Annotated in this window: 10 protein-coding genes; 9 read left to right on the top strand and 1 reads right to left on the bottom strand. The window is 42.4% G+C overall.

Annotated elements, in window-relative coordinates; all coding sequences use genetic code 11:
- The first annotated feature begins 1 nt into the window (after window position 1).
- The 4 genes from N5O98_RS08715 to N5O98_RS08700 all read left to right on the top strand — a co-directional run bounded on the left by N5O98_RS08715 (window position 2) and on the right by N5O98_RS08700 (window position 3,684).
- Window positions 2-388, top strand: coding sequence for a 2-amino-4-hydroxy-6-hydroxymethyldihydropteridine diphosphokinase (locus tag N5O98_RS08715; RefSeq protein ID WP_004295821.1), 387 nt, complete (start codon window positions 2-4; stop codon window positions 386-388).
- Window positions 389-1,141, top strand: coding sequence for a 3-deoxy-manno-octulosonate cytidylyltransferase (gene kdsB / locus N5O98_RS08710; protein ID WP_118161250.1), 753 nt, complete (start codon window positions 389-391; stop codon window positions 1,139-1,141).
- A 4-nt stretch (window positions 1,142-1,145) separates the two neighbouring features.
- Window positions 1,146-2,429 (top strand): M16 family metallopeptidase, encoded by a 1,284-nt coding sequence (locus N5O98_RS08705; RefSeq protein ID WP_004308899.1) that lies wholly within the window; start codon window positions 1,146-1,148, stop codon window positions 2,427-2,429.
- Between the two features lie 85 nt (window positions 2,430-2,514).
- Window positions 2,515-3,684, top strand: coding sequence for a phosphatidylinositol-4-phosphate 5-kinase (locus N5O98_RS08700; protein ID WP_004308900.1), 1,170 nt, complete (start codon window positions 2,515-2,517; stop codon window positions 3,682-3,684).
- 182 nt (window positions 3,685-3,866) lie between these two features.
- On the opposite strand, the gene N5O98_RS08695 is transcribed toward N5O98_RS08700, so the two are convergent.
- Window positions 3,867-4,805 (bottom strand): ribose-phosphate pyrophosphokinase, encoded by a 939-nt coding sequence (locus N5O98_RS08695; RefSeq protein WP_032847337.1) that lies wholly within the window; start codon window positions 4,803-4,805, stop codon window positions 3,867-3,869.
- 153 nt (window positions 4,806-4,958) lie between these two features.
- Between N5O98_RS08695 and N5O98_RS08690 the strand changes: the two genes are divergently transcribed.
- From N5O98_RS08690 to N5O98_RS08670, 5 genes are all read left to right on the top strand, one after another.
- Entirely contained in the window at window positions 4,959-9,278 is a 4,320-nt protein-coding gene (locus N5O98_RS08690; protein ID WP_182423458.1) for a DUF5113 domain-containing protein, read from the top strand.
- Window positions 9,279-9,312: 34 nt separating this feature from the next.
- Entirely contained in the window at window positions 9,313-10,041 is a 729-nt protein-coding gene (locus N5O98_RS08685; protein ID WP_004295828.1) for a DUF5932 domain-containing protein, read from the top strand.
- Between the two features lie 35 nt (window positions 10,042-10,076).
- Window positions 10,077-11,531 carry an AbgT family transporter gene (locus N5O98_RS08680; RefSeq protein ID WP_004325842.1) on the top strand — a complete coding sequence of 485 codons (1,455 nt, stop codon included), beginning with the start codon at window positions 10,077-10,079 and terminating at the stop codon, window positions 11,529-11,531.
- A 99-nt stretch (window positions 11,532-11,630) separates the two neighbouring features.
- Window positions 11,631-12,218 carry an RNA polymerase sigma-70 factor gene (locus N5O98_RS08675; RefSeq protein WP_059365507.1) on the top strand — a complete coding sequence of 196 codons (588 nt, stop codon included), beginning with the start codon at window positions 11,631-11,633 and terminating at the stop codon, window positions 12,216-12,218.
- Between the two features lie 77 nt (window positions 12,219-12,295).
- Window positions 12,296-13,324: a FecR domain-containing protein gene (locus N5O98_RS08670; protein WP_118161249.1), complete on the top strand. Its 1,029-nt coding sequence runs from the start codon at window positions 12,296-12,298 to the stop codon at window positions 13,322-13,324.
- Window positions 13,325-13,431 lie beyond the last annotated feature (107 nt).

Below are 13,431 nucleotides of genomic sequence, written 5' to 3'. Positions count from 1 at the left end.
AGTGCACAAGTATATTGTTTGCATAGGGAGTAATTACAACAGGAAAGAGAACTTGACTTTTGCCAGGCAGAAGCTGACAGAATCGTTCTCTTCTATATGTTTTGCTCCCGAACTGGAAACTAAACCTTTGTTTTTTAAGAATCCGGCCTTGTTTTCCAACCAAGTGGTTCTGTTCTTTTCCGATAAGGATGAAGAGGTGGTGAGGAAAACGCTGAAAGATATAGAACGGAGGTCCGGACGTCGTCCGGAGGATAAGAAAGAGGAGAAGGTTTGTCTGGATATTGACATGCTTTTATATGATAACAAAATATTAAAACCGGAGGATTGGCAAAGGGGATATATACAACAGTCATTATCTGCTTTCCATTCTTCATTATTTATTAAGTAGATGAAATTTCTTGGAATTATACCTGCCCGTTATGCATCCACTCGTTTTCCTGCGAAACCGTTGGCTATGTTGGGCGGAAAAACAGTCATACAACGCGTATACGAACAAGTGGCAGGCGTTTTGGATGACGCTTATGTAGCTACGGATGATGAACGCATTGAAGCTGCTGTTAAGGCGTTCGGGGGAAAGGTTGTGATGACTTCCGTTCACCACAAAAGTGGTACGGATCGTTGTTATGAAGCCTGTACCAAGATTGGAGGTGATTTTGACGTCGTAGTGAATATACAAGGAGATGAACCTTTTATTCAGCCTTCACAACTGGATGCGGTAAAGGCTTGTTTCGATGATGCAACCACGCAGATTGCTACGTTGGTGAAGCCTTTTACTGCTGATGAACCGTTTGCCGTACTGGAAAACGTGAATTCACCGAAAGTGGTAGTCAACAAGAACTGGAATGCACTTTATTTTAGCCGTTCTATCATTCCTTATCAGCGGAATGCCGAGAAACAGGACTGGTTGAAGGGACATACCTACTACAAGCACATCGGATTGTATGCTTATCGTACAGAGGTGCTGAAAGAGATTACCATGCTTCCACAGTCTTCTTTGGAACTGGTCGAATCTTTGGAGCAGCTTCGCTGGCTGGAGAACGGATACAAAATAAAGGTAGGTATCAGTGAAGTGGAAACTATTGGAATTGATACCCCGCAAGACTTGGAACGGGCAGAAGAATTTTTGAAGAATAGAATCTAATCTTATGGATCGTACGATACAACCTGAAATACAAACCCTGAAAAATTTTCGTATACTTCCTCCCGTTCGAATGACGTTGCCAAACGGTATTCCGTTGACTGTTATTAATGCGGGTGAACAGGAAGTGGTACGCATAGATGTGCTTTTTGCCGGGGGACGCTGGCAACAGTCGCAGAAACTGCAAGCTCTGTTTACGAACCGGATGCTGCGTGAAGGTACAAAAAAATATACGGCTGCCACCATTGCCGAAAAACTGGATTACTACGGCTCATGGCTCGAATTGTCCAGTTCGTCGGAATATGCATATATCACTGTTTATTCACTGAATAAGTATTTGGCGAAAACATTGGAGGTGGTGGAATCTATGATTAAAGAACCGCTTTTCCCGGAGAAGGAATTGCATACTATCCTTGATACCAATATCCAACAATATCTGGTCAATACTTCCAAAGTTGATTTCCTGGCACACCGCAGTCTGTTGCAGTCGCTTTACGGTGAACAGCATCCATGTGGTAAAATAGTGGTGGAGGAAGATTATCATGCCATCACTCCGGAAGTGCTCCGTGAATTTTATGAACGGTATTATCATTCGGGTAATTGCTCTATCTTTTTGTCCGGTAAGGTGACGGAGGATATTATCAGCCGGGTGACAGATACATTCGGCACTTCTTTCGGCCAGCATCAGCAGCAGGTGTCGAGATTAAGTTTTCCTTTTACTGCTGTTCCCGGAAAGAGAATTTTTACAGAGCGTGAAGACGCCATGCAGAGTGCTGTGAAGATGGGATATACGACCATTACTCGTAATCATCCTGATTATTTGAAACTTCGGGTATTGATGACTTTATTCGGAGGTTATTTCGGCAGTCGGCTGATGTCTAATATTCGTGAAGAGAAGGGATATACTTATGGTATTTCGGCAGGAATCATGTTTTATCCGGATAGCGGACTATTGGCTATCTCGACAGAAACGGATAATGAATATGTGGAACCGTTGATACAGGAAGTGTATCATGAAATAGACCGCCTGCATCAGGAACCTGTGTCGGCGGAAGAACTGACTATCGTGCGCAACTATATGTTGGGAGAAATGTGCCGTAGTTATGAGTCGCCTTTCTCACTTTCGGATGCGTGGATCTTCATAGCTACTTCCGGTCTGGATGATGACTACTTTTCACGTTCTCTGCTGGCTGTGAATGAGGTTACTCCGATGGAAATACAAGATTTGGCACAGCGCTATTTGTGCAAAGAGACATTAAAAGAGGTCATTGCAGGTAAAAAGTTGTCATAAATTGCTTTCCGAAAGTGGGCTGTTTGGGATAGAAATTGTATCTTTGTCCAAATTGTAATTCTAAAATGAGTAACGACTAAAACCAATGAGGAAATATCTATATACTACACTTTTATTGGCTCTTCTTGCACAAGAGGGAGTGATGGCACAAGAAAATGAAGGAAAAAAAGGCGGATTTTTCGGAAAAATTAAAGATACATTCTCCACTGAAATAAAGATTGGCAACTATACTTTTAAGGATGGCAGTGTCTATACAGGAGAAATGAAAGGACGAAAACCGAATGGAAAAGGAAAAACAGTCTTTAAAAACGGTGATGTCTTTGAAGGTGAATATGTGAAGGGGAAACGTGAAGGATATGGAATTTATATGTTTCCTGACGGAGAAAAGTACGAAGGACAGTGGTTCCAGGATCAGCAGCATGGAAAAGGTATCTATTATTTTATGAATAACAACCGTTACGACGGTATGTGGTATCAGGATTATCAGCATGGTGAAGGAACAATGTATTATCATAACGGTGATTTGTATGTAGGTAAATGGGTGAATGATAAACGTGAAGGCGAAGGTACATACACTTGGGCGAATGGAGCCAAATATACCGGTCATTGGAAAAATGATAAGAAGAACGGCAAAGGTATCATGAACTGGGACGATGGCTGTAAGTATGAAGGAGATTGGAAAGATGATGTCCGTCACGGAAAAGGGGTATTTGAATATACCAATGGAGATAAATACGATGGTGACTGGGCGGATGATATTCAACACGGAAGAGGTACTTACTACTTTCACACGGGCGATCGTTATGAAGGTTCTTATCTCTTAGGTGAACGCACCGGTGAAGGAGTTTATTATCATGCTAACGGCGACAAGTATGTAGGTAATTTCAAAAATGGCATGCAAGACGGAAAGGGTACTTTTACCTGGGCGAATGGTGCTGTGTACGAAGGAAGCTGGAAAAACAATAAACGTGATGGCAGAGGAGTCTATAAATGGAGCAATGGCGATGTTTATGACGGTGATTGGAAAGACAACCGTCCCAATGGACAGGGTACTCTGAAAACCGTTGCTGGGATGCAATATAAAGGTGGCTTTGTTGACGGATTGGAAGATGGACAGGGCGTACAAATTGATAAAGATGGTAATCGCTTTGACGGATTTTTCAAACAAGGAAAGAAAAATGGTCCTTTTGTGGAAACAGATAAAGATGGGAAGGTGATTAAAAAAGGAACCTATAAATTCGGAAGACTTCAATAGATGATAAATGGTAGTGGGCTGCGCATTGCGTGGCCTATTTTTTTGCATATATGTACCAGGTGATGGAATAATGATAATTGGTATGGACAAAGAAAAATGGATAATAACCCAAAGCGGTCATTATCCATTTTATAATTTCCTGTTGAAAGTAACTTCAACTATCATTTATCACTTGTCATCTGTTAAATGATGTATTGTGAACTGATAGATTCGTTATTCATCACTCGTTTGATTGTTTCAGCAAACATATCGGCAATACTCAACTGTTTTACTTTCGGGCATTTCTTTGCGTAAGGGATGCTGTCGGTAAATACCATTTCTGTCAGACCGGACTCTTGTACACGGAAAGAAGCCGGATCAGACATTACGCAGTGGCTGGCGATGGCACGTACTGATTTGGCACCGGCATCCAGCATAATGTTGGCTGCTTTGGTGATTGTTCCTGCTGTGTCAACTATATCGTCGATCAGTACGACGTTTTTACCTTCTACGTCACCGATGATTTGCATAGATGCTACTTCATTGGCTTTTTCGCGTGATTTGTTGCAGAGTACCAATGGTACACCGAGGTATTTGGAGAAAGTACTGGCACGTTTTGAACCTCCTACATCCGGTGTAGCAATAACCAGATTTTCCAGTTGCAATGACTGGATATAAGGAAGGAATACTGCTGATGCGTACAGGTGATCTACCGGGATATTGAAGAATCCCTGAATCTGGTCTGCATGCAAGTCCATCGTAATCAGACGGTCGATACCTGCAACAGACAGCAGGTCGGCTACCAACTTAGCGCCGATAGATACACGGGGTTTGTCTTTTCTATCCTGACGTGCCCATCCGAAATAGGGGACTACAGCTACAATACTCTTTGCAGACGCACGTTTTGCAGCATCGATCATCAAGAGAAGTTCCATCAGGTTGTCTGAGTTAGGGAAAGTGGATTGAACCAGGAATACGTGTGCGCCACGAATTGACTCCTCATATGAAACTGCAAATTCGCCATCGGCAAAATGGGTAATGTTCATATTTCCCAGAGGACAATCCAGGCTTGCGCAGATTTTTTCTGCCAGATATCTCGAGTTCGTTCCCGAGAATACCATAAAGGGTGCTTTTTCGCTCATTTTGTAATAGATGTTACCTATTTGTTAATTTGCCTGCAAAGGTAGGAATTTCTCTTATTATTTAGAAGGACTTATTGTATAAAAAATATTTTTCTCTCCAACTTATCGGAAATATTTGTAGATTTGCTTTCTGAAAACAGTTAATAGTCAAAAATGAGTTCACGCTTTCCTTTATATATAATAGGTATAGTGTTGTTTGCCTCTTTTTTTTCGTGCACTGATATGGTGCCGACCAAAGAGGTGCGCCTGATTGATTCATTAAACGGGAAAGCGTATACTTATCGTTATCGAAGCCTGGATTCTTCTTATAAATATGCCAATGAAGCCTATAGACAGGTGAATTTCTACAAGTCGGGGAAAGCGGAAGCATCCAACAACCTGGGGTTCTGTGCTTTTATGGCTATGGACTTTGACCGGGCGGAAGCGTTGCATAAGGAAGTATATAAACTGACTAAAAATGAACTCGAACTGTTGATTGCCGACATCGGACTGATGAAAATCTGTCAGCGGACGGCTATGAACAAAGAATTTTATGATTATCGTAATAGTGCGCTCAAGCGCATGAAACGTATTCGTGAAGAGAGTGATTTGTTTGCCGACCGTCACGAGGCACTACGGCTGGATTATGCATTCACCGAATTTTTCATCGTTTCTTCTATTTATTATTACTATCTGCAGCAACGGCAGGAGGCCATCACATCTCTTAACCGGATTCCGGAAGATGAAGCTTTGACAGATACTAATCAGTTGCTTTATTATCATTATATTAAAGGTTCGGCCTCGTTGGTGGAAGCAACCAAGCCGGAAGACCGGAAAATGCGTGAGTTCGACCAACTTTATATTACCTGGCGGACAGCTGTTCAGACTAATCATCCTTATTTCGAAGGAAATGGTCTGCAAGGATTGGCTAATCTGATGGTTTCACCTAATAATTTCGAACTTTTTCGGACGAGAAGGGGATATGCGCTGGATCAGTTTGGGTTTCCCGTAGATTCGCTTTTGCCTTTGCGAATGGCACAGCGTGCGCTTGAAAAATTTCGTGAGTACAATGATTTGTATCAGATTGCCGGTGCGTATGTGTCTATCGGTAAATATATGAATGAGCACGGACGTTATACGGAGGCATTGGATACGCTTGCAAAAGCGTTGGATTGTGTGAATCAACATCACATGCTCTATTATCACCATGCGGCGGATACATTGGATAAACTACATGTTTTTGTAGAAGGAGATACGACTTATACCGGGGTTCCATGGATCATGCAGGAAGATGTGAGAACGGTACCTGAATGGATCTCAAGGATTCGGGAGCAATTGAGTGTGTCGTATGCGGGGCTCGGGATGAAGTATGCTTCTGATTACAACCGGAATATATATTTGGATATTTTAAATTATACCCGTCAGGATAAGGAGTTGGAGAGCCGCTATCTTTCATTGGAAGCCGATTCACGACAAATGACGCTTGTACTTTCTTTGGTTATTGTCGGACTTGTATTGGTGGTTATTCTTTGGTGGTTTTTCAATAAACGGTCTAAAATAAGGAATCAGGTAGACGTGGAGCGTCTGCAACGGATTCTGACTCTTTGCCGGGATATAACTTCGTCCATTCCGATGAATGTTCCATTAATTCAACAAGGTATCGATCAATTATTTGGGAAAGGACGTCTTCAACTGGAAATTCCGGAGGAAGGAAAAGCGGCACTGGTTCCTCTGCATCGGTTGAACCGTGATGAAAAAGCATTGGTGCATGTGCTTGAACCGTATATTGTTTGGGCTGCGGACAATGAGCAGATGGTGGAAGCGTTGAGTGACGAGCGGATGCAGTTGGAAAAGCAACGGTATGTTTACGAACAACATATTGCGGGAAATAAACGTCAGAATCTTATAAAGAAGGCTTGTCTGGCCATTGTCAATGGTATTAATCCTTATATTGACCGTATCTTGAACGAAGTGCATAAGTTGACGGAGCGGGGGTATATTGATAATGCGAAGATTAAGAAAGAGAAGTATCAATACATTGATGAGCTGGTAACTACGATTAATGAGTACAACGATATTCTGGCTCTTTGGATTAAGATGAAGCAAGGAACGCTTAGCCTGAATATTGAAACTTTCAGTCTCAATGAACTGTTTGAGCTGCTAGGCAAGGGAAGACGTGCTTTTGAAATGAAAAATCAGAAGTTGGAAATTGAACCGACTACGGTTATGGTGAAGGCCGACCGGGCACTAACTTTGTTTATGATTAATACGCTGGCGGAAAATGCCCGTAAATATACTCCGGAAGGAGGAACAATTAAAGTGTATGCCCGTACTACGGAGGATGCGTATGTCGAGATCTCTGTGGAGGATAACGGAAGAGGTATTTCCGAAGAGGATGTGGCGCATATCATTGGTGAGAAGGTGTATGATTCCCGTGTGATTGGAATGAAGAATGCAGCCGATCCGGAAGTGTTGAAAGAAAACAAAGGTAGTGGTTTCGGATTGATGAATTGTAAGGGAATCATTGAGAAGTATAAGAAAACGAATGATTTATTCCGGGGATGCGTTTTTGATGTGGAGAGTGAACTGGGGAAGGGAAGCCGTTTTTATTTTCGTTTGCCTTCGGGAGTGCGTAAAGCAATGGGGGTATTGTTGCTTTGCTTGTTGCTTCCGTTGGGGATGGTTTCTTGTCTGCATGATCCGATTCCTCCCATGTTGCAGGATGGCGATTCGATTGTAGTAGTTATGGATTCTGCGTATGAGGATTTGCTGGATGTAGCGTCGGATTATGCGAATGCTGCCTATTTTGCTAATGTGGATGAAAATTATGAGTTGGCTTTGCAATATATAGATTCTGCGATGCTTTTTCTGAATGAGCATTATGAAAAATATGCGCGTCCGGATCGCCCACATCGGTATATGAAGCTGGTAGGTGAGGGAACGCCTGCTGAAATCAGTTGGTGGAACGAACTGTTTGATTCGGATTATCATGTAATTCTGGATATCAGGAATGAGGCGGCAGTTGCTTTTCTGGCTTTGAAACAGTTGGATGCTTATAGTTATAATAATTCGGCATTTACAGATTTGTATAAGTTACAGGGAGAGGATCAAACCCTCGAAGCATATTGCCGGCAGTTGGAGCGTTCGAATACCAATAAGACGGTAGGAATTATTTTATGCTTTGTTTTATTGATTGTTTCGTTGGTTGGATATTATTTTCTGTACATGAGAAAACGTTTGCAGAATCGTTTGAATCTCGAACAGGTACTTGAGATTAACCAGAAGGTGTTTGCTGCATCTTTGGTGAGACCGCAGGAACAGGAAAATGCAGAGGCACTTCAACGAGAAGAGAGTACGCTTAAAGAAATTCCGCAGCGGATTGTGGATGAAGCATTCGGTTCGGTAAATGAATTACTGACGATTGACCGGATGGGAATTGCCGTTTATAATGAAACGACACATCGGCTGGAATATGCTTCTCGTCCCGGACAGGAAATGCCGGAGATGGTAGAGCAGTGTTTTAGTGCCGGAGAATATCTTTCTGAGCAGCATCTTCAGGCAATTCCGCTGATGGTGGAAGCAGGGGGTGAGCATCAATGTGTCGGTGTGCTTTATCTGGAGCGCAGAGAAGGAACGGAACAGGAGACGGATCGACTGCTTTTTGAACTGGTAGCTCGTTATGTGGCTATTGTCGTGTTTAACGCAGTGGTGAAGCTGGCTACAAAATACCGGGATATTGAGTCGGCACATGAAGAAACACGTCGGGCTTCCTGGGAAGATAGCATGTTGCATGTTCAGAATATGGTACTTGACAACTGTCTGTCGACGATTAAACATGAGACGATCTATTATCCGAATAAAATCAAACAGATTGTAGGGCGGTTGAATACGCAGAAGCTTTCGGAAACGGAGGAGCGTGAAGCAGTGGAGACTATGACGGAATTGATCGAATATTATAAGGGAATTTTTACGATTTTGAGTTCGTGCGCTTCTCGTCAATTGGAGGAAGTCACTTTCCGACGTACTGTGATTCCGGTGCAGGAACTTTTGGATGCTGCCGGAAAATATTTCAAGAAGTTGATGAAGAATCGGCCGGAGAGGATAGAATTGGAAATAGAGTCGATGGAGGCGAAGGTGATAGGAGACGTGAATCAGTTGCGTTTTCTATTGGAAAATTTGATTGATGAAGCATTGACTGTGCGTGAAGATGGAGTGATACGTCTGCAAGCGCGCAAGGATAATGAATATATTCGTTTCCTCTTTACGGATACGAGACGTGAGAAGAGTGTGGAAGAGTTGAATCAACTATTTTATCCGAATCTGGCACGTATGACTTCCGGTGAAAAAGGGGAGTTGAGGGGAACGGAATATCTGGTATGCAAGCAGATTATCCGCGATCACGACGAATTTGCGGGACGTAGGGGATGCCGTATCAATGCCGAGCCGGCTGAAGGCGGCGGGTTTACGGTTTATTTCACTATTCCGCGCCGATAAAAGGAAAACACATAAAAGTTATTAGATAAGGAACATGGAAGAACAGAAGTTTAAAGTTATTATTGTAGAGGATGTAAAACTGGAGTTGAAAGGGACAGAAGAAATATTCCGTCATGAAATACCGAATGCAGAAGTAATCGGCACGGCAATGACGGAAAGTGAGTTTTGGCCGTTGATGGAGGCCCAGCTTCCCGATCTGGTATTGTTGGACTTAGGACTAGGAGGTTCTACGACCATTGGTGTTGATATTTGCAAGAATATATTCAAACGTTACAAAGGAGTTCGGGTATTGATCTTCACGGGTGAGATTCTGAACGAAAAGTTGTGGGTGGACGTATTGAATGCCGGTGCCGATGGAATCATCCTCAAAACGGGTGAGCTACTGACGAAAACAGATGTACAGGCTGTGATGGATGGAAAGAAATTGGTATTTAACTATCCGATTCTGGAAAAGATTGTAGATCGTTTCAAGAAATCTGTAGCCAACGATGCCAAGCGTCAGGAGGCTGTCATCAGTTATGATATTGATGAATACGATGAACGTTTTCTCCGCCATCTGGCTTTGGGTTATACGAAAGAGATGATTGCCAATCTGAAAGGAATGCCTTTTGGTGTGAAATCATTGGAGAAACGGCAGAATGATCTTATCGGACGTCTTTTTCCGAATGGTGAACGGGTGGGAGTGAATGCTACCCGGTTGGCAGTACGTGCATTGGAATTGCGTATTATTGATCTGGATAATCTGGAGCCTGACGAGGAGTAGTTACTAAAGCAAACGAAAAATAATCCCGGAAAATGATGAAGAATAAATGGCGTATGCCCCATCCCGCTACGATGTTCCTTCTGCTAACAATGGCAGTGGTCTTTCTTTCATGGATATGCGATATCTATGGGTTGAAAGTGACATTGCCACAAACAGGTGAGGACATCCGTGTACAAAGCCTGTTGAGTCCCGAAGGAATCCGTTGGTGGTTGCGGAACGCTATTAAGAATTTCACGGGCTTTGCTCCGTTAGGCATGGTGATAATTGCTATGTTTGGATTGGGAGTGGCACAACATTCCGGTTTTATTGATGCATGTATCCGCATGGGGGTGGGAAACCGACAGGAAAAGAGGAAGATCGTCTTGTGGGTGATTGTACTTGGCTTGTTGTCGAATGCCATTGGTGATGGTGGATATATCATTTTATTGCCTATTGCTGCTATGCTGTTTCAATGGGTGGGGCTTCATCCGATTGCAGGGATTGTTACGGCTTATGTTTCCGTTGCGTGCGGGTATAGTGCTAATATTGTATTGAGTACGATGGACCCGTTGTTGGCGCATACCACGCAAGAGGCTGCACTGGCACAAACGGGTTATCAGGGGAATACAGAACCTCTTTGCAATTACTTTTTTATGAGTGCTTCAACGGTGGCCATTACGGCTATTGTGTATTGGATTACTCAAAAATGGCTTCTTCCTACGTTAGGTAAGTATGAAGGCAGTATGAAGGTGGTGGCTTACCATCCTCTGTCTCGTAAAGAGCGGCGTGCCATTATGATTTCCATTGTTGTGGCAGCTATCTATGTGGCTCTTATCTTGTGGCTTACTTTTTCTTCTTATGGAATTTTGCGGGGTGTGAATGGTGGTTTGATGCATTCGCCTTTTATTGCCGGTATTTTGTTTTTGCTTTCTTTGGGAGCAGGTATTACGGGAATGGCTTATGGATTCAGTTCCGGACGGTATCGCACTGACAATGATGTGATTGAAGGACTTACGCAGCCAATGAAGCTTCTTGGAGTGTATTTCGTTATCGCTTTCTTCGCTGCGCAGATGTTTGCCTGTTTTGAATATTCCCATCTGGATAAATGTCTGGCGATTATGGGGGCTGACTTGCTTTCTTCGTTTGAACCGGCTCCTTTGTCTGCTCTTGTTCTGTTTATTCTGTTTACGGCATTGATAAATCTGATTATGGTATCTGCTACCTCCAAATGGGCTTTTATGTCTTTTATCTTTATCCCGATGTTTGCACAGATGGGAATTGCTCCGGATATAGCACAATGTGCTTTCCGTATCGGAGATAGTTCGACGAATGCCATTACTCCTTTCTTATTCTATATGCCTCTGGTGCTTACCTATATGCGGCAATATGATAAGCAGATTACGTATGGTTCATTGCTGAAATATACTTGGAGATATTCATTAGGCATCCTGGTTGTCTGGACATTGCTGTTTATCGTTTGGTATTTGTTGAAAATACCGATGGGATTGTAGGGTTAAGGAATGATTGCCGGGCTCCGGTTTATCTGATTGGAATTTTGTTTTTCTGAATTAATCGCTATATTTGCACCGTTCCTTAAAGAAAGACAACGAATGAATCTACCAGAAATCTCTGAAAATCTAATTGAACAGTTAAATCACGGTAATACAAAAGCATTTGATAAAATCTATCATACCTACTACCTTTATTTGTGTGCGATAGCTGTTTATTATGTGCATGACAAGAGGGTGGCAGGGGAGATTGTGAATGATGTCTTTGTCGCTTTTTGGCAGAATCGCCACCATATCACTCACCCGGCTCTTCCGTACTTGCGGCGTGCTATTCAAAACGCAAGTATTAGTTATCTGCGTTCTTCCTACTTCAACGAAAAACAGATGACGGAACAGATGGAAGAAATCTGGGCTTTTCTCGAAAATCATATTCTTTCTTCCGATAATCCTTTGCAGGCATTGGAGCATAGCGAAATGAATACCATCATCATGAAGAAGGTGGAGGAATTGCCAGCCAAATGCCGTGCCATATTTAAAGCAAGTTTGTATGAGGGTAAGACATACAGTGAAATTGCCAAGGAGCAGAATATTAATGTGACCACTGTAAGAGTACAGATGAAAATAGCATTGACTAAGCTACGCGAATCACTGGGTACACCTTATATGATAGCTATTTTGATGTTTCTCTAAAAAAAATCGCTTTTCTTTTAAACGTTTCTTTTTTTATTGCGTATCTAGTTATATACACCCATAGAAAAAGTACGTTTATGAATGACTCTTATCATATAGAAGAATTGGAAATCCGGATAAGCAACTATCTGTCCGGTAACTGCACCGAAGAAGAGAAAGAAGCTCTGTTCGCTTATCTGGCTTCCAATGAAGATGCAGCTAAAATTTTCCGGGAGATGTCCGCAGTATGGGCTGTTTCTTCTGTGCCTGCATTTGCCAAAGTAGAGGATGCTAATTTATCACAGATAAAAGAAAAAATAGCCGCTGCTGAGATGAAACCTGTCCGTTCGCGGAAGATAGTTCCTGTGTGGCTGAAGGTAGCTGCTGCAATTATTTTGTTGTTGGGCTGTAATTACTTCTGGTACACTTATACTGAAAATCTTACGGAAGTATATACGAATGCGGATTTTCCTTATGAAATTAAAGTGCCAGCTGGTTCGCGGACGAATATTGTGCTTCCGGATGGAACAGAGGTTTCATTGAATGCGGGTTCTGTGTTACGTTATTGCCGTGGGTTCGGTATTCGTGAACGTGATGTTACGCTTGATGGCGAAGGATATTTCAAGGTGGCGAAAAATGAGAAGATTCCTTTCTTTGTAAATACGAATGGTGTACAGGTAAAGGTGGTAGGGACTGTTTTTAATGTACGCGCTTATGATGACGATAATTATGTAATGGTATCTTTGTTGGAAGGTCGTGTCAATTTAGCCACTTTGTCCGGTTCGGTAATGAAACTATTCCCTAGCGAACAGGCTTTTTACGATAAGAATACGGGCCGCATGGAGAAAATGAAATCAAATGCTAGTTCTGCCTGTGACTGGTTGGATGGTGGCCTGACATTTGAAGATGCTCCGTTTGCCGACATCGCACACCGTCTGGAGCGCAAATTCCAGGTGAAGATCAGTTTAGAGAGTGAACGTCTGAAAGCGGAACGCTTTTCCGGATGTTTCAATAGTAATCAAAGTATCAATGATATATTGGGAGAAATCAACGTTGAGAAGCAATATACATGGAAAGTTAGTGGAGACACTATCTTTATAACTGACAAGAAAAAGGAGGTAAAATAAGAAAAAGTAAAGTATGATTGGGAACTTAGTCGATAGATATATCGGCGGTTCAGCGTTGTATAGAAAGATATTATGTTAACCTTTAATAGTGAAAAATATGAGATTAA

It is taken from the genome of Bacteroides sp. LFL-34 (genome assembly GCF_027257075.1).
GTDB classification, from domain to species: domain Bacteria; phylum Bacteroidota; class Bacteroidia; order Bacteroidales; family Bacteroidaceae; genus Bacteroides; species Bacteroides ovatus.
Note: the sequence above shows the minus strand (reverse complement) of the source record. Positions and strands in the feature narration are given on the sequence as shown.